This window comes from Erwinia persicina NBRC 102418, from assembly GCF_001571305.1.
Lineage (GTDB): Bacteria > Pseudomonadota > Gammaproteobacteria > Enterobacterales > Enterobacteriaceae > Erwinia > Erwinia persicina.
Genome location: NZ_BCTN01000005.1, coordinates 183,765 through 207,288 on the forward strand (window position 1 = coordinate 183,765; position 23,524 = coordinate 207,288).

Genomic DNA, 23,524 nt, shown 5'->3' on the forward strand with positions numbered 1-23,524 from the left:
GTTTTGTTAAGGGTAATGCATTCGGCGGACGAAGGGTATCCGCCGTCTGAGAGGCAGGGCAAAAATTACAGAACGTACTTCTCGATAGCCACGGCCACACCATCTTCAGCGTTAGACGCGGTCACAAACTGCGCGATGGCTTTAACCGCGTCAATGCCGTTGCCCATCGCCACCCCTGTTCCGGCAAATTCCAGCATCGCCAGATCGTTTTCCTGGTCGCCCAGCGCCATCACCTCCTCACGCTGCAGCCCAAGACGGTCAGCCAGGGCTTTCACGCCCGCGCCTTTGTTGACCTCTTTGTTAAGAATTTCCAGGAAGTAAGGCGAGCTTTTCAGCAGGGTATTACGCGCACGGGCTTCCGCCGGAATGCGCGCGATGGCGGCATCCAGCAGCTCCGGCTCATCAATCATCATGATTTTCGGGAAGGTCATGGCGGCGTCCATCTCCTCTACCGGGCGGTAGCGCAAGGGAATCCCCGTCAGACTGGCTTCATGAATGGTATAACGGCTGATATCTTTATTCGCCGTGTACAGATGGGTCTGTGTCAGCGCCTGGAAATGCACGCCGAGATCGCGCGCCATCTGCTCATAGTAAAGATAGTCGTCAAAGCTGACCGCCACTTCTGCTACACATTCACCGGTGTCGGCCTTTTGTACCAGCGCGCCATTATTGCTGATGCAGTACTGACCTTCCTGCTGTAAGCCCAGCTCCGCCAGGTAGCGCTGGATACCGATAAACGGACGTCCCGTCGCCAGTACCACCGCGACACCGTTATCACGTGCGGCCTGGATCGCCTGCTTCACGCGCGGAGAAATTTCGTGCTGCGGATTAAGCAACGTGCCGTCCATATCAATCGCAATCAGTTTAATCGCCATACCATCCTCGTTAGCTAACCATTTGTCCCCATGCTAGCGCGATTCAGCTAACGATGACCAGTCTGATGACGGTATCAACGGCGGCACGCCCCGGTCAGCGTTGTGTCGCCAGCGGTTTGTTAACAAAGAAGCCGTAGCTGATCGCGCCCAGCATCAGCAACCCGGCCCCGAGAAGGAAAACGTTGGTAAACTTACCGGTCATATCCAGGATCACCCCGGTGACAATCGGTGCCATCGCAGCCCCAAGGAAACCGCCGAAGTTCTGGATCGCCCCCAGCGATGCCACCTGATCTTTCGGGGCAATATCGGTGGCCAGCGTCCAGATAGCCCCCTGCGGCATCTGCGAGCAGAAATACCCCAGCGACAGCAGCATAATCGCCAGCGGCGTGCTGTCCACAAAGGGGATGGGGGCCACAAAGCAGGCCGCCAGCGCAGCACCTGCCACAATCGGGATTTTACGCGCATGGATCGCTTTCATCCCGCGGCGCACCAGCCTGTCGGATAACATTCCGCCCACCAGCACGCCGAGAATACCCGCAAAAAAGGGAATCGACGCGATCCAGCCAGTCTGCTTCAGGCTGAAACCGAGTGATTTCTCCAGATAGCTTGGCAGCCAGGTGAGATAAACCCAGATAGTGAACATAATTGAAAAGTTACCGATCACCATAAACCAGGTAGTACGGTGCCTGAACAACGCCCCCCAGCTGGTTTTCACCGCAGCGTCGCCCGCGGCCGTGACGCTACGGTGACCAGCATGGATCAGCGCATCTTCTCGTGCGTCCGGGTCACGGTAGAATTTCCACCAGGCCAGCATCAGGGGAATGCCCATTAGCCCAATCGCCATAAACATACCGCGCCAGCCGAAGCTTAACAGCAGCACGGTAAGGATGGGCGGTGCAATGGCGTTGGCAATCTGCGAGCCGGTATTAATGATTGAGGTGGGCAGGCCACGTTCTTTATCACCAAACCAGCGATGGGTGATTTTGATGCCGGAGGTGAAGAACGGCGATTCTGAAATCCCCAGCAACATACGCAGGCCATAAAACACCGAATAGCTGTTCACAAAGGCAGCGAGGAAGGTAAAGCCCGACCAGAGCCCCAGCGCCCAGGAGAACATGCGTTTCGGGCCAAATTTATCCACCAGCCAGCCAGCGGGGAGATTTGCCAGCGCATAAGGCCAGAGGAATGCGGAAAGCAGCAATCCCATCTCGGTTTGCGAGAAGCCAAATTCGGCAGCAATAGTGGTATTGGCGATACTGAGGTTGGCACGGTCAAGGTAATTCACCACCGCAGCCAGCAGCAGGATCAGAATAATGCCCCAGCGCAGACGGGAGATCTGCGGCGGGTTGGCGGTGAGTGGCTGCGCGCCAGAGGCAGTTACAGAGGTGTCTTTCATGATGTTTTCTCGTCAGTAAACAGACTCAGGTGGATTTTGATCACCGCTTTTCGCAGGTGGGAAACGCCATGGGTCTGGCAACAGGGGCGATGAACATCATGAGGAAACAGCACCACAAAGGTGTCGGCTTCCAGCGCAATCATCGATTCATTATGGGTCTGGTGATAAAACACAATATCGTGTTGTTCGGCACGGTCTTCTACCACCCTGTGGCTCGGGTGGGCACGCGCCACACCGATCGTCTCTTCACCGGAGAGCAGATACTGAATGTCGACGTACTGAAAATGCGACTCGGCACGCATCTCGCTGGCCGGGACGGTGTCCATCGTCTGGTACAGACAAAACATTTTGTTCTCAGGAAGGATGTCGAACTTACCGGGTTCCAGCGCGGAAAAATCCGTTGCTGCAATCCATTCCAGAGCCTGGTTAATGACCGGATGCAGGGTATGACGTTCCCTCGCCCAGTCGTTGCGATCGCAAAAAATCATGGTTGTCGTCCCGTTTTCACTCGCATCGAACGAGTTTTTGTTATTTGTTTAGCGGGTTGTGGGGTACAGCGGGCAGCCCCTGACAGGGCCGCCCGGCGCGAAGGTTAGCCCGCGATTTTCTTTTGCCACAGCGCAGTGCCTTGCTGGATTTGATCCAGCAATACGCCGAGGCCCCAGAATTTTTCCAGCACGTTATCTTTATTCACCCGGCAGAATTCACTGTCGAACGTGCCGAGCTGCTGGTGATAAATTTTGGCGTTTTTCGGGTAGCCGAGGGTTTCGGTTACCGCAGAGAGTGACAGGAATAACGACAGCTCCTGCGCTTTTTCCGGTTGCGCAGCACCATGATGGTAAAGCCAGTGGTACAGCTCAGGATGAAAGTTGGTGAATACACCGCTGAAGCCCTTTGAACCGGACTGGATGGCAGGCCAGGCAATGGCGGCATTGGCATTGATAATGTTGAACGGGGTGCCTTCTGCAAGCTTCACGCGGCGCTGTACGGTAGGCAAATCACAGCTGACATCTTTCAGTACCACAAAACGTCCGCTGTTGGCACAGAAGCTGAACTCTTCATCGGTCAGCAGGCGGCGATAAGGTGCCGGGCACTCGTAGAGCCCCAGCGGCATACTGGCCGGCAGAACTTCCAGCAGAGCGTTCAGCGTGGAGAAAAATCTGTCGCTCCCTTCATTTTTCGGATCCAGGTGGTTAGTCACCAGCACCAGAGCATCAATGCCGGTATCCGCCATCGCGCTCAGTTCTTCAATCTGTGCATCCAGCGCATCACTGATATGGCCGGAAGCAATAACCGGTACGCGCCCCTGCACGTTCTCCACGACAAACTTCGCCAAATCCACGCGCTCTTTCAGTGTCAGGAACTGCATCTCGCTGGACTGGCAGACGGCAAATAGCGCATCCACACCCTGTGCCAGATACCAGTTAATCAGCCGTTCCAGGCCGGGATAGTCGATTTGGTTGTCATCGGTAAACGGCGTCAACATAACCGGAACAATGCCTTCTATCTTCTTCATTTGGTTCTCCTGAGGCAGCAAGGCTGCATGAAAGTCAGTTGTATTTAGCGTTGCGCCAGACGCGCGACCACTTGTGGGTGATCGGGCATATTGCATGCCCCTTCGCGCTCTACCGCCAGTGAAGCAAACGCGGCGGCATAGGTGGCCGCCTGCGCAATGGTTTGCCCGTTCGCCACGGCCGCAGCGAAGGCCCCGTTAAAGGCATCTCCAGCCCCGGTGGTATCCACGCTGAGTGCCGGAAAAGCAGCAATATGCTGAAACTGACCGTTATCGAGGATCAGCGCCCCGCGTGAACTCAGGGTGATAATTACCCGCTTTGCCCCCTGCCGGACAATCGCCTGCGCGGCTTCTTTGGCGCTGTCGAGATCGCTGACTTCCACCCCTGAAAGCAACGAGGCTTCAGTTTCATTTGGGGTCAACACGTCCACATACTGCAGGCAGGCCAGTGCATCTTCAGAGAACGGCGCCGGATTCATAATCACCCGCACGCCCAGCGTGTTCGCCAGCTTCATCGCATTCAGCGTCGCGGAAAAGTTGTTTTCTAACTGCACCAGTAGTACGTCAGAACCTGCCAGTTCATGGGTCATCTCTGCCACTTCCCCGTCCGTCAGGGTCTTATTGGCACCGGAATAGATGGCAATCATGTTTTCACCATCCTGCTGAGAGACGTAGATGATCGCGTTACCCGTTGGCTCCACATCACTCTGGTACAACCTGAAAGAATGAATATCCGATGCCGACAGGTGATCGAAAGCAAACTGGCTGAACTGGCCCGTGCCAACCTTGGAGACAAAGTGCACTCTGGCACCAGCCCGGCTGGCGGCCATCGCCTGGTTTGCTCCTTTGCCTCCCGGCCCTAGCGTACTGCCCAGCGCCAGCAGCGACTCACCGCCTTTGGGAAAACGCGCCACTTTGGCCACAATATCAACGTTAAATGAACCGAGAATACACACTCGCCCCTGCGTCCTTCGGGGGTGACGTGGCGCTGAGCGCTGCTCCTCCAGGCGCTGTAATAACACTTGAAAATTACCGCCCGTTTCCGTAATCAGTTTTGCCTGCAAATTGCGACGTATCACCATCGCACCGCCGTGGCAGCGTTGGATCAATCCCTGCACAGCCAGCGCGGCCAGGTCACTACGGATAGTTTCTTTCGATACGGAAAACGTCCCCGCCAGCCAGGCCACACTCAGGGTTTCATACTGGTCGAGATAGTCGAGGATGTGGTTACGCCGTTGTTCCAGATACATAGTCACCTCTTACTGTTTAAGAGACTAAGTGAGCATGAAAGGTTTAAAAGTGATAGCGGTCATAGCACGCGGGGAAAAACGGAAGCAAACGGAAGGGAAACCAAAAAGCAAAAAAAAAGCAGACCCGGAGGTCTGCTATTTACAGTGGAACGACCGTTAAGCGGTCACGCCTGGCATCAGATATCGATGTTTGCCGCGCGCAGGGCGTTCTCTTCAATAAAGGCACGACGGGGCTCTACCGCATCCCCCATCAGGGTGGTGAACAGCTGGTCGGCGGCCACGGCATCTTTGATGGTCACGCGCAGCATACGGCGGCTGTCCGGATCCATGGTGGTTTCCCACAGCTGATCCGGGTTCATCTCGCCCAGACCTTTATAACGCTGAACCGTCAGGCCACGGCGTGACTCTTTAACCAGCCACTCCATCGCCTGCTCAAAGCTGGCAATCGGCTGACGACGCTCGCCACGTTCGATGAACGCGTCTTCTTCGATCAGGCCACGCAGCTTCTCACCCAGCGCGCAGAGCTTACGGTATTCGCCGCCGAGCATAAACTCGCTGTCGAGCGGATAATCGGTATCCACGCCGTGGGTTTTGATACGCAGTACTGGCTCAAAGATATGCAGCTCCAGATTTTCGCGTACCAGACCGCTGTAGGTGCTGCCGTGCTGGTCGTTGTCGTTCAGATACTTCACCAGCACATCCATCCAGCTCTGTACCGGCGCTTCGGCGGTCAAATCGCTCAGGGTCGGGTTGTAGACCAGCGCATTCAGCAAGGCCACCGGGTAACGGCGCTCCATGCGCTTGATCATCTTGCGCGTGCTGTTGAACTCAGACACCAGATCTTCCAGTGGCTTACCGCCAAGGGCCGGGGCGCTGGCGTTCGCATGCAGCGTGGCACCGTCCAGCGCGATGGCGATCTGGTACTGATCCATCGCATCGTCGTCTTTAATATACTGCTCCTGCTTGCCTTTTTTCACCTTGTACAGCGGTGGCTGGGCAATATAGACATGACCACGCTCAATGATTTCTGGCATCTGACGGTAGAAGAAGGTCAGCAGCAGGGTACGGATATGCGAGCCATCCACGTCGGCATCGGTCATGATAATGATGCTGTGATAGCGCAGTTTGTCGGGGTTGTACTCATCACGACCGATACCACAGCCCAGCGCGGTGATCAGCGTAGCGACTTCCTGCGACGCGAGCATCTTGTCAAAGCGCGCCTTCTCGACGTTGAGGATTTTACCCTTCAGCGGCAGGATGGCCTGGTTTTTACGGTTACGCCCCTGCTTGGCAGAGCCGCCCGCAGAGTCCCCTTCCACCAGGTAAATTTCGGACAGAGCCGGATCACGCTCCTGGCAGTCCGCCAGTTTGCCCGGCAGGCCTGCCAGATCCAGCGCGCCTTTACGGCGGGTCATTTCACGTGCACGACGGGCCGCTTCACGGGCGCGGGCCGCATCAATGATTTTACCGACGACGATTTTGGCATCGGTCGGGTTTTCCAGCAGGTATTCTGCCAGCAGCTCGTTCATCTGCTGCTCAACGGCGGTTTTCACTTCAGAAGAGACCAGTTTATCTTTGGTCTGTGAAGAGAATTTCGGATCCGGCACTTTCACCGACACCACAGCAATCAGGCCTTCACGCGCGTCGTCACCGGTGGCGCTGACTTTGGCTTTCTTGCTGTAGCCTTCTTTATCCATGTAGGCATTCAGGGTACGGGTCATCGCGGTACGGAAACCAACGAGGTGCGTGCCCCCATCCCGCTGTGGGATGTTGTTGGTAAAGCAGTAGATATTTTCCTGGAAACCATCGTTCCACTGCAGCGCCACTTCCACACCAATGCCGTCTTTCTCGGTTGAGAAATAGAACACATTCGGGTGGATCGGGGTTTTGTTCTTGTTGAGGTACTCAACAAACGCCTTGATACCACCTTCATAGTGGTAATGGTCGCTTTTACCGTCGCGCTTATCTTCCAGCTTGATTGATACACCGGAGTTCAGGAACGACAGCTCACGCAGGCGCTTTGCCAAAATTTCGTACTCGAACTCCACGACGTTAGTGAACGTCTGATGGCTGGGCCAGAAACGCACGCGCGTTCCCGTCAGGTCAGTTTCACCGCTCACACTCAACGGGGCCTGTGGCACGCCGTGGACGTAAGTCTGCTGGTGAACTTTCCCTTCGCGACGAATGGTCAGCTCCAGTTTTTCCGACAGGGCGTTCACCACTGACACGCCCACGCCGTGCAGGCCGCCGGAGACTTTATAAGAGTTATCGTCGAACTTACCGCCGGCGTGCAGCACGGTCATGATCACTTCAGCGGCTGAGATGCCTTCTTCTTCGTGAATACCGGTCGGAATACCACGGCCATCATCCACAACGGAAACAGAGTTATCGGCATGAATAGTGACAAGAATATCGGAACAGTGACCGGCGAGCGCTTCGTCAATGGCGTTATCCACGACCTCAAATACCATGTGATGCAGACCGGTACCGTCATCCGTATCGCCGATATACATACCCGGGCGTTTGCGTACAGCATCGAGCCCTTTCAGAACTTTGATACTGGAGGAGTCATAAGAATTCGACATCAACTTTTCTCGCTCGTTTAATCTTCAGGTTGAACCGCTATTTTACCTTGTTCTACGTTGAACATCTTGCCCTTTTCGTCAGTCATATCGAAGACATGCTCCGGTGCAATGGCACTGACAAAAACCTGGGCCTGAGTGGCTTTTAAGCGCGCTGCCAGCAGGTGGCGGCGCGTTTCATCCAGCTCAGAGGCAAAATCATCTATCAGATACAGGCAACGTCGCCCGTTCTGTCGGGTGAGAAACTCACCCTGCGCCAGCCTCAGGGCGCACATCAGCAGCTTTAACTGGCCGCGTGACAGCAAATCTTCTACCGGCGTCCCCTCCGCACGAATGCGGAAATCGGCTTTATGAGGGCCGCTGGCGGTGTAAGTCAGTGCACGATCGCGCTCAAAGTTACGTTCGAGCAGCTCGGCATAGTCGCTCTCTTTATCCCAGCCACGCTGGAAAGAGAAGCTGAGTTGAAACTCGGGCAGAAACTGCGCACAAGTGGCATTAATGTCGGCCGCAATCGCTGCGCTATAGTCCGCCCGCCAGCGGCTTATCTGCTCGGCCAGCGGAGCCAGTTCCTGATCCCACGCCCGGATTTGCTGATAGCGTGAAACCTGGCGCAGCGCCGCGTTACGCTGCTTGAGCAGCCGCTTAAGGTTGCTCCAGGCACTGAAAAAACCGGGCTCGTTATGAAAACACCCCCAGTCGATATAGGCCCGACGGTATTTTGGTCCACCGTTGAGCAGGGTAAACCCTTCTGGCGTAATCAGCTGCATCGGCAGCATCTGTGCCAGCTCGGCCACCTTATGCCCGTCGCTGCCGTCCACCCGCACGCGGCTGTCACCGGCACGGTTTTTGGTCAGGCCGACTGATACTTCGCGCTCACTCCCGGCGATGCGCCCGTGAAGCACAAAAGCGTCCTGCTCATGACGGATCACCCTGCCCGCCTGCAGGCTGCGGAAGGCCCGACCGTGACCAAGGGTATAAATGGCTTCCAGCACGCTGGTTTTACCGCTGCCATTGGGCCCCACCAGAAAGTTAAACCCGGGGGCCAGCGTCAGGTCCGCGTTTTCAATATTACGGAAGTCTTTGATAAGCAGGCGGGTTAAAGCCATAGCAGACGAAATCCCAAAACAGGCGAGGATATAACCACGCCATGTCTTTTCTTGACGATAAAACAGGGCGTCAACGGCGCAGACAGTTTGGGTGCGGCCAGCGCGCAAAAACCGGAGCGTACACAAAGTACGTGAGGATTTTGAGCACTGCCCCATCCCAGAATGGCAAGCACGTTAGCCCGATAAATTACAATCTCATCGGCATGACGACGTAGGCCGCTGACTGGCTGGCCGCATCTTCGATCTGCACGCTGGACACCGAGTCCGTCAGCAGCAGACGCACATTCTCGCACTTCAGTGCATTCAGTACATCCAGCACGTAGCTGACGTTAAAGCCGATTTCGAGGTCGGTGCCGCCGTAGGTGACATCCAGAATTTCTTCAGCCTCTTCCTGCTCCGGGTTATTCGCCGTGATTTTCAGCTGATTTTCGCTGATATAGAGGCGAACGCCGCGGAACTTCTCATTTGAGAGGATCGCCGCACGGGCAAAGGCCTGTTTCAGCAGATCGCAGCCTGCATCGAGGGTTTTATCGGGATTTTTCGGCAACACGCGGCGATAATCAGGGAAACGGCCATCTACGAGCTTGGACGTGAAGATAAAATCGCCCACGTGAGCCCGGATGTTATTACTGCCAATCTGCACCTGTAACGGGGTATCGCCGCCGTCCAGCAGACGTACCAGTTCAATGACCCCTTTACGCGGCACGATCACCGAATGACTGGGCAGCGATTGTCCGACCGGCATGGAACATACCGCCAGACGGTGACCGTCGGTGGCCACGGTGCGCAGCTCTTCGCCTTCGGTTTCAAACAGCATGCCGTTCAGGTAGTACCGCACATCCTGATGGGCCATGGAAAACTGTGTCGCTTCGATCAGGCGCTTCATCGTGGCCTGCGGCAACGTGAATTCCACCTCGCTCTGCCAGTCGTCCAGGTTCGGGAAGTCGCTGGCGGGCAGCGTGGAGAGCGAGAAGCGGCTGCGGCCGGAGCGCACCAGCATTCTCTCACCGTCCAGGATCACCGTGATCTCTGCGCCTTCCGGCAGACCACGACAGATATCAAAGAATTTACGCGCGGGAACGGTGGTGGCACCCGGTTCATGATCCTGCGTCAGCGCAACACGGGCGACCATTTCCATTTCTAAATCGGTACCGGTCAGCAGCAGCGTGCCCTCCGTCACCTGCAGCAGCAGGTTACCGAGAATGGGCAACGTCGGACGCCCGCCTAACGGGCTACTCACTTGCTGTAAGGGTTTGAGTAAATGCTCACGTTCTACAATAAATTTCATAGTCAGGAAGATAATGTTCTGATTAGATTAGAGAAATCTTCTTTAATGTCGTGACTTTCTTCACGCAGCTGCTCGATTTTACGGCAGGCATGTAGCACCGTGGTGTGGTCACGACCCCCGAAAGCATCACCGATTTCCGGCAGGCTGTGGTTGGTCAGTTCCTTGGCCATCGCCATCGCCATCTGGCGCGGACGGGCGACGGAGCGGGAACGCCGCTTCGACAGCAGATCGGCCACTTTGATTTTATAATATTCAGCGACCGTCTTCTGAATATTATCAATAGTGACCAGCTTCTCCTGCAATGCCAGCAGATCGCGTAGCGCTTCACGTACAAAATCAATGGTGATGGCACGACCGGTAAAGTTGGCGTTGGCGATCACGCGGTTCAGCGCGCCTTCCAGTTCACGTACGTTTGAACGCAGTCGTTTGGCAATAAAGAACGCGACCTCGCCAGGCAGGCGAATGTCATTTTCATCGGCTTTCTTCATCAGGATCGCCACGCGGGTTTCCAGCTCTGGCGGCTCGATCGCCACCGTCAGGCCCCAGCCGAAGCGTGATTTCAGACGATCCTCCACCCCGTTGATCTCTTTAGGATAGCGATCCGAGGTCAAAATGATCTGCTGGTTACCTTCCAGCAGCGCATTAAAGGTGTGGAAAAACTCTTCCTGCGAACGCTCTTTATTGGCAAAGAACTGAATATCATCGATCAGCAGCGCATCGACCGAACGATAGTAACGCTTAAACTCTTCGATGGCGTTGTTCTGCAACGCCTTTACCATATCCTGCACAAAACGCTCAGAGTGCATATACACCACTTTCGCGTTTGGCTTGCGCGCCATAATGCCGTTACCCACCGCATGCAGCAGGTGCGTTTTACCCAGGCCTGTACCGCCATACAGGAACAAGGGGTTATAGGCTCCGCCGGGGTTATCTGCGACCTGACGTGCCGCCGCACGTGCCAGCTGATTCGATTTACCCTCAACGAAGTTGTCAAAATTATGCTTGGTGTTCACATTCGAGCGATAAGACAGCTCTGCCGGTGCCGGCATATTGTCCCAACTGGGACGCATAGGCGCAGGACGGCTGATGATACCCGGTGTGCTGGCATGAGCACTGGCCATTACCGGCTGGCTGATGGTCTGCGCGACGGGCTTACTGCCCACCTCAAACCGCAGCAACGGTACATTTACCCCGCAAAAATCATTAAGCAAGGCGTTGATATTATTCAGGTATTTATCCCGAACCCAATCGAGTACAAAACGGTTTGGTGCATACAAGGCCAGCGTATTGTCATTCAGTTCGGCCTGTAACGGGCGTATCCACATGCTGAATTCTGTGGCAGGTAGCTCATCCTGCAGGCGGGCAAGACACTGTTGCCAAAGCGTAAGTGACACGGCGGACTCCACTCGAAAAAATTCGATAAGATATAAAAGGCGCTGAAGCGATAATTTCATCATTGTTGACGCATGCCGATGAGACACATGCGAACCGCTATCCGCGGTTACTCCGCCCGTCCCCCGACATTTTTCATGCTTTCAGGGAAGGATCCGACCCGGAGGATCGTCAGCGGAAGGGCGGATCATAGCGTAAAGCGCAGCAGAGATCTTCACTTTCTACACAGTTTTGATCCAATTTATCCACAGGCACTGACGGCGTGGATAAGTTTACGCCACCCTGAGCAAAAGGCATTCAGGATCGTCTGCATTCGTTGAAATTTAATGGTGCCGTCACGTTATCGCCGCAACTCTGATGTAACGGGATCGCAAGAAGATCCTGCTCGATCCTTGCGATTTTTAGCCGACACCGTATAATTCTTGCCCCGGCGTGTGGCGCCATAGCCCTTTTGGCTGAAACAGTGAGTCACTACGGGCAATCAAGGCGCGCTTTTCACGCGAAGTAAATTGACTCTGGACTGTACAATTATTACAATCCCGCCTCTTTATTAAAGACACACTGAGGCGTCGGTCGTTTTTTCGGGCCAGATAACGCGTCACCAAGTGAAATTTTCCAAGTTTAGGTAGAAATCGCCATGAAACGCACTTTTCAACCGTCCGTACTGAAGCGCAACCGTTCACACGGTTTCCGTGCTCGTATGGCAAATAAAAATGGTCGTCAGGTTCTGGCACGTCGTCGTGCTAAAGGCCGTTCTCGTCTGACCGTTTCTAAGTAATAAAAGCTAACCGCTGAGTGGTTAAGCTCGCATTTCCCAGGGAGTTACGTTTGTTAACTCCCACTCATTTCACTTTCGTCTTCCAGCAGCCACAACGGGCTGGCACGCCGCAAATTACTATTCTCGGCCGCCTGAACGCGCTGGGGCATCCCCGCATCGGTCTTACCGTCGCAAAAAAACATGTTAAACGTGCCCACGAACGTAACCGGATCAAGCGATTGACCCGCGAAAGCTTTCGTCTGCGTCAGCATGAACTGCCCGCGATGGACTTTGTGATCGTAGCGAAAAAGGGTGTTGCCGATCTGGATAATAAGGCACTGACGGAAGCGTTGGAGAAATTATGGCGTCGCCATTGTCGCCTGGCTCGCGGGTCCTGATCGGGCTGATACGCGTCTATCAACGCGTAATCAGCCCACTGTTAGGACCCCACTGCCGTTTCCATCCCACCTGCTCGCAATACGGTATTGAGGCATTGCGCAGGTTTGGGATGGTAAAAGGGAGTTGGTTGACGATGAAACGCATATTAAAATGCCACCCCTTAAACCCGGGTGGCGACGATCCGGTGCCGCCACATAACCATTGATCCCAGAGAACATTAACGATGGATTCGCAACGCAATCTTTTCCTCATCGCTTTTCTGTTCGTGTCCTTTATGATCTGGCAAGCCTGGCAGACGGACCACGCTCCGCAGCCATTGCAAACCCAGACCACACAGAACACGAACAGCGCAGCCGGTGACGCCGCCAATCAGGGTGTCCCTGCCAGCGGACAGGGCAAAACGATCACCGTTAAGACTGATGTCCTGTCTTTGAACATCAATACTCGCGGTGGCGATATTGACCAGGCGTTATTGCTGACATACCCGGACTCACTGGGTTCTGACAAGCCTTTCCAGCTGTTGGAAACCACGCCAGGCTTCCTGTATCAGGCACAGAGCGGCCTGACCGGTCGTAATGGCCCGGATAACCCGGCGAACGGCGCACGTCCGCTGTATACCGCAGCTCAGGATCACTTCGAACTGGCTGATGGCCAGAGTGAACTGCGTATCCCGCTGACCTTTACTGCTGAAAACGGCGCAACTTACACCAAAACCTTCGTACTGAAGCGCGGTGAATACGCCATTAATGTCGACTATCAGATCAACAACGCCTCTCAGCAACCGCTGGAAGTGGCGATGTTTGGTCAGCTGAAGCAGTCTATTGACCTGCCGAAGCATCGCGATACCGGCAGCAGCAACTTTGCTCTGCACACGTTCCGTGGTGCGGCTTACTCCAGCAGTGAGACCAACTACGAGAAGTACAAATTCGACAAAATCAGCGACAACGAAAACCTGAGCACCACCACCAACAACGGTTGGGTGGCGATGCTGCAGCAGTATTTCGCGACCGCATGGGTACCACAGACAGCAGGCATCAACACGCTGTACACCAGCAATCTGGGTAACGGTATTGCCGCCATTGGCTATAAGTCTGCGCCGGTGAGCATCGCGCCGGGTTCCCAGCAGCAGCTGGCTGCCACCCTGTGGGTTGGCCCGGAAATTCAGGACAAGATGGCGGCCGTGGCTCCCCACCTGGATCTGACCGTGGATTACGGCTGGCTGTGGTTTATCTCCCAACCGCTGTTTAAGCTGCTGAAATTCCTGCATACCTTTATTGGTAACTGGGGCTTCTCGATTATCGTTATCACCTTTATCGTTCGTGGCATCATGTACCCGCTGACCAAGGCGCAGTACACCTCCATGGCGAAAATGCGTATGCTGCAGCCAAAGATCCAGGCAATGCGTGAGCGTTTAGGCGACGATAAGCAGAAGATGAGTCAGGAGATGATGGCGCTGTATAAGGCGGAGAAAGTGAATCCGCTGGGTGGCTGTCTGCCGCTGGTTATCCAGATGCCAATCTTCCTGGCCCTGTACTACATGCTGATGGGCTCAGTCGAACTGCGTCATGCACCGTTCGCACTGTGGATCCATGACCTGGCCGCACAGGACCCGTACTACATCCTGCCGATCCTGATGGGTATCACGATGTTCTTCATTCAGAAGATGTCGCCAACCACAGTGACCGACCCGATGCAGCAGAAGATCATGACCTTTATGCCGGTCATCTTCACCGTGTTCTTCCTGTGGTTCCCTTCAGGTCTGGTGCTGTACTACATCGTCAGTAACCTGGTGACCATTCTCCAGCAGCAGCTGATTTATCGCGGCCTGGAAAAGCGTGGTCTGCACAGCCGCGACAAGAAAAAAGCGTAACGCGTTTGATGTTACGGGCTGACCGAAACAGAGGGTCAGCCCCGTGCTAACGGTACGTACAATGCTTACACTAAGGCGGTCATCATGACCGCCTTTTTTTTTCCAAAAAGAGAATCCAATATGAGCCATAGCGATACTATCGTCGCACAGGCGACGCCTCCGGGCCGTGGGGGAGTCGGTATTCTGCGTGTTTCCGGTAGCAAAGCTGCCGACGTCGCGCAGCTGCTACTGGGCAAAGTGCCAAAGCCACGCTACGCCGACTACCTGCCTTTCCGCGATGCTGACGGCAGCACGCTGGACCAGGGGATCGCACTGTGGTTCCCAGGCCCGAACTCATTTACCGGTGAAGACGTGCTGGAATTGCAGGGCCACGGTGGCCCGGTGATCCTCGATCTGCTGCTGAAGCGTATTGTCACACTGCCCGGGCTGCGTATCGCTAACCCGGGGGAGTTTTCCGAGCGTGCCTTCCTCAATGACAAGCTGGACCTGGCCCAGGCAGAGGCGATTGCCGACCTGATTGATGCCAGTTCAGAGCAGGCCGCACGTTCTGCGGTCAACTCGCTGCAGGGCGTTTTCTCCGCGCGCGTCAATCATCTGGTGGAAGCACTCACTCACCTGCGGATCTATGTCGAGGCTGCCATCGACTTTCCGGACGAGGAGATCGACTTCCTTTCTGACGGCAAAATCGAGGCACAGCTGCATCAGGTGATCGCCGACCTGGAGAGTGTGCGCGCTGAAGCCCGTCAGGGCAGCCTGCTGCGCGAAGGGATGAAAGTGGTGATTGCCGGCCGCCCTAATGCCGGTAAATCCAGCCTGCTGAACGCACTGGCCGGACGCGAAGCGGCGATCGTCACCGATATTGCCGGGACAACCCGCGATGTGCTGCGTGAGCATATTCATATAGACGGCATGCCGCTGCATATTATTGATACCGCAGGACTGCGCGAAGCCGGTGACGAAGTTGAGCGCATCGGCATCGAACGAGCCTGGAATGAGATTGAACAGGCCGACCGGGTGCTGTTTATGGTCGATGGCACTACCACCGGCGAAACAGAGCCCGCCGCTATCTGGCCAGACTTTATCGCCCGTTTACCGCCAGCGTTACCGATTACGGTTGTACGTAATAAAGCGGACATGACCGGCGAGGTGCTGGGGATTGAGGAAGTAAATGGTCACTCACTTATTCGCCTTTCTGCCCGGACCGGTGATGGCATAGACGTACTGCGTGACCACCTGAAACAGAGCATGGGTTTCTCAGGCAATATGGAAGGCGGCTTTCTGGCCCGTCGTCGCCATCTGCAGGCACTTGAGTTAGCAGCCACTCACTTACAGCAGGGCAAAGACCAGCTACTAGGTGCATGGGCGGGTGAATTACTGGCAGAAGAGCTGCGGCTGGCGCAGCAGTCGCTGAGTGAGATCACGGGAGAGTTCAGCTCCGATGATCTGCTGGGGCGTATTTTCTCAAGTTTCTGTATCGGGAAGTAACGCATCTGCAAAATCGCTCTATTGCACCAGCAATCTGTCCATAAAGAGTGACAATAGTCCTAAAAAGACCCTGAGAATGGATTCTCAGGTGTAATTTGATAAGAATATTCTTACAATAACAGCGATGATTATCCGACCATTTTCACGGAGCGACAGATGGCAAGTCATTTTGCACGTTGGGCTCTCGCCCACACACGAACCCGGGTACACCGACTCCCACTGCAAATAGTAGAGCACGCTAACCGATTCTCTGAGAAACGGCGCGCTCGTTATCTGGCTGCCCGTACCTTGCTGGCAGAGCTAATGCAACGCGTATATGGGATGCCCACGCTTCCGGAGTTGATCACCACGGCCAACGGACGCCCCTGTTTTGCCGACCCAGACCTGCCGGATTTCAGCTTTGCCTATGCCGGCAGTATGGTTGGCGTGGTGCTGGCGGAAGAAGGCGGACGGGCCGGGCTGGATATGGAAATTGTTCGTGCGCACAGTCGCCAGACGATGGAGTACCATTTCAAGTGCCTCTCCTCCGGTGAGAAGGCGTGGATTAACGCCCAAAACGATGCTATTGAAGCTTCAACGCAACTCTGGACGCTGCGCCAGAGCATCCTTAAGCTCACCGGTGAAGGTGAAGGGCAAGATGGGAGCAGTTCTCTGCGTTTACACCCGGCCTCCGGACGAATGCGCTCGGTGACCTGGCCTGATATTCACGCCTTGTGTGATGTTGAGCCGTTACTGGTCTGGTCCTGTGCATTATCGCCAGGGACAGACAGATTGCGCCTGTGGGAATATAACGAGAATGAAGGGTGGGAATCGTTACGCGATTTGAACATCAGTGCTCAGAATCTGGGGCCACGTACGTTACGTCTGACGAGCATACCGACAGAAAAACAGCTCAACTACTCCTGACAGAGATGACGGGTCGCGTTTCCGCTCCCCGTCAGCCAGATTAATGTGCGTCGACGAAGGCAATTTTCAGGACAAACAGTAGTGCCACCACCACCACGCACGGGCTGATTTCACGCCAGCGACCGGTTCCCAGCTTCATCACGCAGTAAGAGATAAAGCCCAGAGCAATCCCTTCCGTAATTGAGAAACTGAACGGCATCATTGCCGCAGTAACAAATGCCGGTACCGCTTCGGTCAGATCATCCCATTTTACGCGCGACAGACTGGAGGTCATCAGAACCCCCACATAAATCAGCGCACCCGCTGCCGCGTAAGCAGGCACCATGCCTGCCAGCGGTGACAGGAACATCACCAGCAGGAACAGGACACCGGTCACTACCGCCATTAATCCCGTGCGGCCGCCGACAGAAACACCGGATGAGCTTTCGATATAGGCGGTGACGGAAGAGGTGCCGATAAAGGAACCGGCGACGGAACTGATGCTGTCGACGTACAGCGCCTGTTTCATACGGGGAAACTTACCGTTCTCATCAGTCAGGCCTGCTTTATCAGTTACGCCAATCAGCGTCCCGGAGGAGTCAAACAGGTTTACCAGCATAAAGGAGAAGATAATCCCTGCCATACCGATGTTAAGCGAATCCTTCAGGTTGACCTGCCCCAGCACCGAGGTCACCGCCGGTGGCGCAGAAAAGATCCCCGTGTACTTCACGTCACCGATGGCCAGGCCAATACCAGTAGTCACCACGATCGACACCAGCACCGCAGCATGGATATTGCGTGAGGCGAGAATAGCGATAATAAAGAAGCCCAGCGCACCCAGCAGCACGCTGTGAGAGGTGAGGTTGCCCACCGACACCAGCGTCGCTTCATTGGCCACAATGATGCCTGCATTTTTCAGCCCCATCATGGCGATAAACAGGCCAATACCGGCGGTGATCCCCACTCGCAGGCTCAACGGGATATTGGCGATCATCCAGTAGCGCACACGGAAAATCGTCAGCAGCAGCAGGCCAACAGCGCCCCAGAAAATCGCCCCCATACCGATCTGCCATGAAATACCCATCGCACCAACCACCACAAAGGCAAAGAAGGCGTTCAGACCCATTGCCGGAGCCAGTGCAACCGGCAGATTCGCCACCAGGCCCATCAAAATACTGCCAAAGGCGGCAATCAGACAGGTCGTCACAAAGACGGCCTGAGTATCCATGCCTGCCACGCCCAGAATCTGGGGGTTAACAAAAACGATGTAGACCATCGTCAGGAACGTAGTGAAACCAGCAATCACCTCAGTACGTACGGTGGTGCCATGCTCCTGCAATTTAAAAATCCGTTGTAACAGACCGGGATTCGTCATTATGTGTTTCCAGAACGGAGAAAAGTTGTCGGCCGATATCCTACCCCAAAATTCAGACGTTGGGATATTGATCACGCGGTTTTTTCGCAACCGATTGCGCTGTTTTTATCGTCTGATCACTACCGTTAACCGGAATTGACGCTGCTGACCGTGAAAAACAGGAGAGGTACGATCAATAATCGAAATGTCCCCCGCCTTCACGTTACTATCCGTTATCAGCCCATCAGAACTTATAAGGAAGCAGGATGTCAGTGGAATGCATTTTTTTTGATTGTGACGGTACGCTGGTCGACAGTGAAATGCTCTGTACTCAGGCATACGTCAACACCTTCGCGGAGTTTGGTGTCACGCTGTCGTTGCAGGAGATGTTCGAGAAATACAAAGGCGTGAAGCTGTATGACATCATCGCCGACGTCTGCCAGCAGCATCAGCTCACGGCCTCTGTGGAGGTACTTGAACCCGCCTATCGCCGGGAAGTGGCCCGTCTGTTTGAACGTGAACTGAAACCGATTGCGGGAGCTAAAGCCTTACTGGAAAAAGTGAGCGTGCCGATGTGTGTTGTCTCCAACGGTACGGTTCCCAAAATGGAACATTCGCTTGGTCTGACCGGGATGCGCACCTTCTTCGGCGATCGCCTGTACAGTGGTTACGATATCGGACACTGGAAGCCAGAACCGGCGCTGATGTTCCATGCAGCCCGGGAGATGGGGGTCGCGATTGAGCACTGCATCCTGGTGGATGACTCTGAAGCCGGGGCAAAGGCCGGCATTGCGGCCGGGATCCCGGTATTCTATTACTGCGTCGATGCCCATAACCCGCCCCTCGATCATCCGCTAGTAACGGTATTTAACGATATGGCACAGCTACCCGGGCTGTGGCAGGCGCGCGGCTGGCAACTGACCCGCTGAGTACAGTCACGCGAATGATCGGACACTCCTGTATTTTTCATCGTCACGCGGCCGAACACCATCAGCCTGGCCCGCGTTACTACTCCGGAGTGTTAGCCCTGGCAGACTGTTCCACCCGTTGTTCAGGTGATGCTCATCAGGGGTAAAAAACTAAGCGCTGTTATTTTTGTTGATATACCAACGCAGTGACTTCAACAGCAGGGAAGAGTGTTTAATCACTTTTCCCTCGGCTACCAGTTGGAGAAGCAGAGTGCGGGTAATATAAATGCTCTCACCGCAGCTGTCCGCTAAATCCCGGGTTTTAGGCCAAACCTCCGGCTGCTGTAAGGCCCCTCCCTCTCCCCGTCTGGCGTCAATCTCGCTACAAATTAACGATAACTGATGTAGCATTTGACATTTTTTTTGCGCTACCGGTGTTTTTTTTATTCTCATATCTATCAGATCCTCCTTTTACCTGGCGTCTAAAAAGCATCACGAAATGAATAAAAAAAACAATCAACAGTATTAACACACCGATATAATATGAATATTATTTTAATTATTCGACACGGTTCAGCCTTATTTCTGACATAATCATTTCATGCAAAAAAGAGAGTAACCCATAACTGTTGCCATCTTTTATTTTTTGCAGTCTTTCTTCCATTTTCATCAGATTATGGTCTTTTTTAATCTGACTGACAGGCAAGCTATTATTGTTAAAGGCTCTTCTCATCAATGCTTCAATCAGGCTTTGCGGTAAGGGCCGGGGTTCACGGCCAAACTTGACTATATAACTGACCCCTGGCAAGGCATTTATCCTGGCGGTATTGATGAGGTCAGCGTCAATGTTAACGAACAGATAAGGAGGAAACATCGGCTCAACGCTGGCCCTGATGTGTTGAGAACCTGCGCCATTTTTTTTGCGCGTCATCATCGGACAAAAGGTGGTAGCTCCTATTTTTTCCAGCGACTCCTCAGCCTGTTCCATGCGTCCATACTTACAAAAAATTAAATACCAACCACTTACTGTCATGCAGCCTGTTCCTTCATTATCCTGCCCCAGCAATATCAGCAGGCAGGCTCCGCCAAAACCTGACCATTATCATGGCAAGACAGAGTACAAAAATATTTTTAATAGTGATGGTGAATAACGGCTATATCTCAGGAGGATGCGGGCAGAGATCGCCCCTTCGCTGAAAACAGTCTGCCACCTTGCGGGGGGTAACGTTAACCAGTTTCTTTTAGGCTGTAAACAACAATAAATGTTCAAAAAGCGTTAATGGGAATAATTTATCGATATTTTATATGCATAACACTGATAAAAGCGACCTGATCACCCATATGGCCAGTTATATAAAAAATAATAAATCGCAAAAATTAATTATGCGCCATGTTTGTTGTAATGTTTTTATTTGTAAACATTACACAGAAGGAGGAGAAGAACGGGTCAGATCAGGTCGGTGTACTCAATAATACGATCGCAGAGAAAAGGATGACGCGGGCGTATTGTCTTTGTCGTCCTGCGCGGTGACTCCCGCACAGGACGACGGTCGGTCAGCCTATCGCCCCCAGAACATCGTCATTGCTCTGCTTTTTCGGCAGCAGGAACAGCGTGGCAACGATATCCAGCACGTAGATCAGGGCCAGCAGCGTAATCGCAGCAGCAAACGACCACTGGCTCACCAGCAGGCCAATCACCAGCGGACCAAAGCCCCCCACGCCCCGCCCCAGATTAAACAGAACGTTCTGCGCCGTGGCGCGGACTTTTACCGGATAGGTATCCGAGATGAGCGCACCATAGCCACCTATCATCCCGTTAACAAACATCCCCATCAGTGCGCCGGTAAAGAGCATTACCGCTGGGTCTTGCAACTGGGCATACACCACCACCATCACCACGGCACCGACCTGATAGATCAGGAAAATTTTCCAGCGCGCAAAGCGATCGGCCAGCAGGCCAAACAGCCAGATACCGAAGGTCATACCGACTACCGTTACCGCCGTCCACAGCCCGGATTTGGTCAGGGAAAAGCCAAACGTCGTGGAGAGGTAGCTTGGCATCCAGATCATCAGGCCATAGTAACCAAAGTTTTGTACTGAACAGAGGATGAAAATGCCGATGCTGGCTTTTGTGGTCGCCACATCGGCAAACAGCAGCTTAATACGGGCAGAGAATGACAGCCCCTGATTGACGTCCACATGTTCGGTGAAGGCATCCGGCTCCCCCATACCGCGGCGAATAACAAACGATGCCAGCGCAGGCAGGAGCCCGACCAGAAACATACCGCGCCAGCCGATAATATCCAGCAGAAGCGGGGTGATAAATGCCGCCATCAGTACGCCCAGCTGCCAGCCCATGCCGACCCACGCCGAGGCACGGTTGCGCTTATTAGCAGGCCAGACCTCGGCAATCAGTGCCATGCCGATGCCGAACTCACCGCCCAGCCCCATTCCGGCCAGGGTACGGTAAGCCAGCAGATCCCAGTATCCCTGCGCCACCGCGCACAGCCCGGTAAAGACAGAAAACATCAAAATAGTGAACGTCAGGACGCGGATACGGCCAAACCGATCGCTGATATGGCCAAAAATAATGCCCCCCAGCACTGCACCGATTAGGGTCCAGGTCACCAGCGAACCGGCCTGTGAAGGGTTTAACGCCAGAGACAGGCTGATCGCAGGCAGCATAAAGCCGAGGATCAGCAGATCAAAACCGTCCATTGCATAGCCGCTGACCGCAGCAACCATCGCCTTTCCTGGCGTAACGCTGCGTTTATCCGGGGAGGAAACTGACATGCTTTACTGACCTTTTCATAAGAATTTTGCCGCAAGTATAAGTAGGACGGTGCGCGGTATCCAGACGAAAAAGTAATGAGGTGAATGCAGGGGGGAGGTAAGGCGTGCCGCAATCCGGGCACGCCTCAGCAGATCTTAACCGGGATTATTTTCGCCGCTGTCGTCACCGGTCAGCAGTTTATCCAGCTGGTCACCACCGACGTGACGGAAATCCTGGCCTTTCACGAAGTAGAAGATAATTTCACAAATGTTCTGGCAGCGGTCACCGATGCGCTCGATAGCACGGGCGCAGAACAGCGCCGTCAGCACGCTGGGGATGGTGCGCGGGTCTTCCATCATATAGGTCATCAGCTGACGGACGATGCCCTCATACTCCTGGTCAACTTTCTTATCTTCACGATAGATTTCTACCGCCGCATTGAGATCCATACGCGCGAAGGCGTCCAGTACGTCGTGCAGCATCTGGATCGTGTGATGGCCCATCGACTCCAGGCTCACCAGCAGCGGCTGGTGCTGCTGCGTGAACTTCTCCAACGCGGTACGACAAATCTTCTCGGCCACATCACCGATACGTTCCAGCTCGGAGATAGTTTTGATGATTGCCATCACCAGACGTAAATCGCTGGCGGTCGGCTGACGTTTGGCGATGATGCGCACGCAGGCTTCATCAATCTCCACTTCCATCATGTTGACCTTGTGATCGCCTTCAATCACTTTATTCGCCAGCTCGCCATCCTGGTTGTGCATCGCAGTGATGGCATCCGTCAGCTGCTGCTCAACCATGCCGCCCATGGTCATCACCTGGGTGCGGATGTGCTCCAACTCGGCGTTAAACTGGCCGGAGATGTGTTTGTTCAGATTCAAGCTATCCATTGTATTCTCCAGTCAACTCAACCGTAGCGGCCGGTGATGTAATCTTCAGTTTGCTTCTGATGCGGCTTGGTGAACAGCGTGTCGGTATCGCTAAATTCAATCAGTTCGCCGAGGTACATAAACGCGGTGTGATCAGAGCAGCGCGCGGCCTGCTGCATATTGTGCGTCACGATCACCACGGTGTAATCCTGTTTCAGCTCTGTAATCAGCTCTTCAATTCGCCCGGTTGAAATCGGATCCAGCGCAGAGCAGGGTTCGTCCAGCAATAAAACCTCGGGGCGAATGGCAATACCACGGGCAATGCACAAACGCTGCTGCTGTCCACCGGAAAGACTGTAGCCGCTCTGATGCAGCTTGTCTTTGGTTTCGGTCCACAGCGCGGCTTTGGTCAGCGCCCACTGCACGCGTTCGTCCATGTCGGCACGGGACAGCTTTTCAAACAGACGCACGCCGAAGGCAATATTGTCATAAATCGACATCGGGAACGGTGTCGGCTTCTGGAATACCATCCCGACGCGGGCACGCAGCAGGGCAATGTCCTGGCTGGCGGTCAGAATATTTTCACCATCCAGCAGGATCTCACCTTCAGCACGCTGCTCAGGATAAAGTGAAAACATCTTGTTAAAGGTGCGCAGCAGGGTGGATTTACCGCAGCCTGATGGGCCGATAAACGCCGTCACCTGGTTTTTCGCAATATCCAGATTGATGTTTTTCAGCGCATGGAATTTTCCGTAATAGAAGTTCAAATCACGAACCTGAATCATCTTAGCGGAAGTATTAATCATTTTTATCTCACTC

At 54.2% G+C, this 23,524-nt stretch carries 20 protein-coding genes and 1 pseudogene; 7 read left to right on the plus strand and 14 right to left on the minus strand.

What is annotated here, in order from left to right; translation table 11 throughout:
• Nucleotides 1–65 precede the first annotated feature (65 nt).
• The 9 genes from yidA to dnaA all read right to left on the minus strand — a co-directional run bounded on the left by yidA (nt 66) and on the right by dnaA (nt 11,404).
• Nucleotides 66–875 (minus strand): sugar-phosphatase, encoded by an 810-nt coding sequence (gene yidA / locus EPE01S_RS07835; protein ID WP_062744075.1) that lies wholly within the window; start codon nt 873–875, stop codon nt 66–68.
• Nucleotides 876–969: 94 nt separating this feature from the next.
• On the minus strand, nt 970–2,271 hold the full coding sequence (locus EPE01S_RS07840; RefSeq protein WP_062744076.1) for an MFS transporter: 1,302 nt from the start codon (nt 2,269–2,271) through the stop codon (nt 970–972).
• A complete protein-coding gene (locus EPE01S_RS07845) occupies nt 2,268–2,759 on the minus strand; it encodes a NanQ anomerase/TabA/YiaL family protein (protein WP_062744077.1) in 492 nt (163 codons plus the stop codon). The genes EPE01S_RS07840 and EPE01S_RS07845 overlap by 4 nt, the downstream gene beginning before the upstream one ends.
• 104 nt (nt 2,760–2,863) lie before the next feature.
• Entirely contained in the window at nt 2,864–3,787 is a 924-nt protein-coding gene (locus tag EPE01S_RS07850; RefSeq protein ID WP_062744078.1) for a dihydrodipicolinate synthase family protein, read from the minus strand.
• A gap of 44 nt (nt 3,788–3,831) precedes the next feature.
• Nucleotides 3,832–5,034: a PfkB family carbohydrate kinase gene (locus EPE01S_RS07855; RefSeq protein WP_062744079.1), complete on the minus strand. Its 1,203-nt coding sequence runs from the start codon at nt 5,032–5,034 to the stop codon at nt 3,832–3,834.
• A 176-nt stretch (nt 5,035–5,210) separates the two neighbouring features.
• Complete coding sequence (gene gyrB / locus EPE01S_RS07860; protein ID WP_062744080.1) at nt 5,211–7,619, minus strand: DNA topoisomerase (ATP-hydrolyzing) subunit B; 2,409 nt, start codon at nt 7,617–7,619, stop codon at nt 5,211–5,213.
• A gap of 17 nt (nt 7,620–7,636) precedes the next feature.
• Nucleotides 7,637–8,722 (minus strand): DNA replication/repair protein RecF, encoded by a 1,086-nt coding sequence (gene recF / locus EPE01S_RS07865; RefSeq protein WP_062744081.1) that lies wholly within the window; start codon nt 8,720–8,722, stop codon nt 7,637–7,639.
• Nucleotides 8,723–8,909: 187 nt separating this feature from the next.
• Nucleotides 8,910–10,010: a DNA polymerase III subunit beta gene (gene dnaN, locus EPE01S_RS07870; RefSeq protein ID WP_062744082.1), complete on the minus strand. Its 1,101-nt coding sequence runs from the start codon at nt 10,008–10,010 to the stop codon at nt 8,910–8,912.
• 2 nt (nt 10,011–10,012) lie between these two features.
• Nucleotides 10,013–11,404 carry a chromosomal replication initiator protein DnaA gene (gene dnaA, locus EPE01S_RS07875; RefSeq protein ID WP_062744139.1) on the minus strand — a complete coding sequence of 464 codons (1,392 nt, stop codon included), beginning with the start codon at nt 11,402–11,404 and terminating at the stop codon, nt 10,013–10,015.
• A gap of 635 nt (nt 11,405–12,039) precedes the next feature.
• Here dnaA and rpmH point away from each other — a divergent pair.
• The 6 genes and pseudogenes from rpmH (at nt 12,040) to EPE01S_RS07895 (ending at nt 16,819) form a co-directional block, all read left to right on the plus strand.
• Nucleotides 12,040–12,180, plus strand: coding sequence for a 50S ribosomal protein L34 (gene rpmH / locus EPE01S_RS22830; RefSeq protein ID WP_003023858.1), 141 nt, complete (start codon nt 12,040–12,042; stop codon nt 12,178–12,180).
• A gap of 17 nt (nt 12,181–12,197) precedes the next feature.
• Entirely contained in the window at nt 12,198–12,557 is a 360-nt protein-coding gene (gene rnpA, locus EPE01S_RS07880) for a ribonuclease P protein component (RefSeq protein ID WP_062744083.1), read from the plus strand.
• Nucleotides 12,521–12,779: pseudogene (yidD, locus tag EPE01S_RS22835) on the plus strand (membrane protein insertion efficiency factor YidD). Before rnpA ends, yidD begins: the two are co-directional and overlap by 37 nt.
• Before the next feature lie 2 nt (nt 12,780–12,781).
• Nucleotides 12,782–14,428: a membrane protein insertase YidC gene (gene yidC, locus EPE01S_RS07885; protein WP_062744084.1), complete on the plus strand. Its 1,647-nt coding sequence runs from the start codon at nt 12,782–12,784 to the stop codon at nt 14,426–14,428.
• A 120-nt stretch (nt 14,429–14,548) separates the two neighbouring features.
• Nucleotides 14,549–15,913, plus strand: a complete 1,365-nt coding sequence (gene mnmE, locus EPE01S_RS07890) for a tRNA uridine-5-carboxymethylaminomethyl(34) synthesis GTPase MnmE (protein ID WP_062744140.1) — start codon at nt 14,549–14,551, stop codon at nt 15,911–15,913.
• Between the two features lie 156 nt (nt 15,914–16,069).
• Nucleotides 16,070–16,819 carry a 4'-phosphopantetheinyl transferase family protein gene (locus EPE01S_RS07895; protein WP_062744085.1) on the plus strand — a complete coding sequence of 250 codons (750 nt, stop codon included), beginning with the start codon at nt 16,070–16,072 and terminating at the stop codon, nt 16,817–16,819.
• Between the two features lie 40 nt (nt 16,820–16,859).
• On the opposite strand, the gene EPE01S_RS07900 is transcribed toward EPE01S_RS07895, so the two are convergent.
• Nucleotides 16,860–18,173, minus strand: coding sequence for an NCS2 family permease (locus tag EPE01S_RS07900; RefSeq protein WP_062744086.1), 1,314 nt, complete (start codon nt 18,171–18,173; stop codon nt 16,860–16,862).
• A gap of 245 nt (nt 18,174–18,418) precedes the next feature.
• Here EPE01S_RS07900 and yieH point away from each other — a divergent pair, with 245 nt between their 5' ends.
• A complete protein-coding gene (gene yieH, locus EPE01S_RS07905; protein ID WP_062744087.1) occupies nt 18,419–19,081 on the plus strand; it encodes a 6-phosphogluconate phosphatase in 663 nt (220 codons plus the stop codon).
• A gap of 538 nt (nt 19,082–19,619) precedes the next feature.
• Here yieH and EPE01S_RS07915 read toward each other — a convergent pair.
• The 4 genes from EPE01S_RS07915 to pstB form a co-directional block, all read right to left on the minus strand.
• Complete coding sequence (locus EPE01S_RS07915; RefSeq protein WP_062744089.1) at nt 19,620–20,093, minus strand: transcription termination/antitermination NusG family protein; 474 nt, start codon at nt 20,091–20,093, stop codon at nt 19,620–19,622.
• 521 nt (nt 20,094–20,614) lie between these two features.
• Complete coding sequence (locus EPE01S_RS07920) at nt 20,615–21,853, minus strand: MFS transporter (RefSeq protein WP_062744090.1); 1,239 nt, start codon at nt 21,851–21,853, stop codon at nt 20,615–20,617.
• Between the two features lie 135 nt (nt 21,854–21,988).
• Complete coding sequence (gene phoU / locus EPE01S_RS07925; protein WP_062744091.1) at nt 21,989–22,726, minus strand: phosphate signaling complex protein PhoU; 738 nt, start codon at nt 22,724–22,726, stop codon at nt 21,989–21,991.
• A 17-nt stretch (nt 22,727–22,743) separates the two neighbouring features.
• Nucleotides 22,744–23,511 carry a phosphate ABC transporter ATP-binding protein PstB gene (gene pstB / locus EPE01S_RS07930; RefSeq protein WP_062744092.1) on the minus strand — a complete coding sequence of 256 codons (768 nt, stop codon included), beginning with the start codon at nt 23,509–23,511 and terminating at the stop codon, nt 22,744–22,746.
• Between the last annotated feature and the right edge of the window lie 13 nt (nt 23,512–23,524).

Excerpts from the sequence above, each read along its gene's own strand:
- EPE01S_RS07920 (WP_062744090.1), bottom strand. The coding sequence starts at position 21,853 with ATGTCAGTTTCCTCCCCGGATAAACGCAGCGTTACGCCAGGAAAGGCG.
- phoU (WP_062744091.1), bottom strand. The coding sequence starts at position 22,726 with ATGGATAGCTTGAATCTGAACAAACACATCTCCGGCCAGTTTAACGCC.
- pstB (WP_062744092.1), bottom strand. The coding sequence starts at position 23,511 with ATGATTAATACTTCCGCTAAGATGATTCAGGTTCGTGATTTGAACTTC.
- EPE01S_RS07895 (WP_062744085.1), top strand. The coding sequence starts at position 16,070 with ATGGCAAGTCATTTTGCACGTTGGGCTCTCGCCCACACACGAACCCGG.
- gyrB (WP_062744080.1), bottom strand. The coding sequence starts at position 7,619 with ATGTCGAATTCTTATGACTCCTCCAGTATCAAAGTTCTGAAAGGGCTC.
- EPE01S_RS07845 (WP_062744077.1), bottom strand. The coding sequence starts at position 2,759 with ATGATTTTTTGCGATCGCAACGACTGGGCGAGGGAACGTCATACCCTG.
- dnaN (WP_062744082.1), bottom strand. The coding sequence starts at position 10,010 with ATGAAATTTATTGTAGAACGTGAGCATTTACTCAAACCCTTACAGCAA.
- EPE01S_RS07915 (WP_062744089.1), bottom strand. The coding sequence starts at position 20,093 with ATGACAGTAAGTGGTTGGTATTTAATTTTTTGTAAGTATGGACGCATG.
- rpmH (WP_003023858.1), top strand. The coding sequence starts at position 12,040 with ATGAAACGCACTTTTCAACCGTCCGTACTGAAGCGCAACCGTTCACAC.
- yidA (WP_062744075.1), bottom strand. The coding sequence starts at position 875 with ATGGCGATTAAACTGATTGCGATTGATATGGACGGCACGTTGCTTAAT.
- yidC (WP_062744084.1), top strand. The coding sequence starts at position 12,782 with ATGGATTCGCAACGCAATCTTTTCCTCATCGCTTTTCTGTTCGTGTCC.
- EPE01S_RS07855 (WP_062744079.1), bottom strand. The coding sequence starts at position 5,034 with ATGTATCTGGAACAACGGCGTAACCACATCCTCGACTATCTCGACCAG.
- EPE01S_RS07840 (WP_062744076.1), bottom strand. The coding sequence starts at position 2,271 with ATGAAAGACACCTCTGTAACTGCCTCTGGCGCGCAGCCACTCACCGCC.
- yieH (WP_062744087.1), top strand. The coding sequence starts at position 18,419 with ATGTCAGTGGAATGCATTTTTTTTGATTGTGACGGTACGCTGGTCGAC.
- recF (WP_062744081.1), bottom strand. The coding sequence starts at position 8,722 with ATGGCTTTAACCCGCCTGCTTATCAAAGACTTCCGTAATATTGAAAAC.
- EPE01S_RS07900 (WP_062744086.1), bottom strand. The coding sequence starts at position 18,173 with ATGACGAATCCCGGTCTGTTACAACGGATTTTTAAATTGCAGGAGCAT.
- EPE01S_RS07850 (WP_062744078.1), bottom strand. The coding sequence starts at position 3,787 with ATGAAGAAGATAGAAGGCATTGTTCCGGTTATGTTGACGCCGTTTACC.
- mnmE (WP_062744140.1), top strand. The coding sequence starts at position 14,549 with ATGAGCCATAGCGATACTATCGTCGCACAGGCGACGCCTCCGGGCCGT.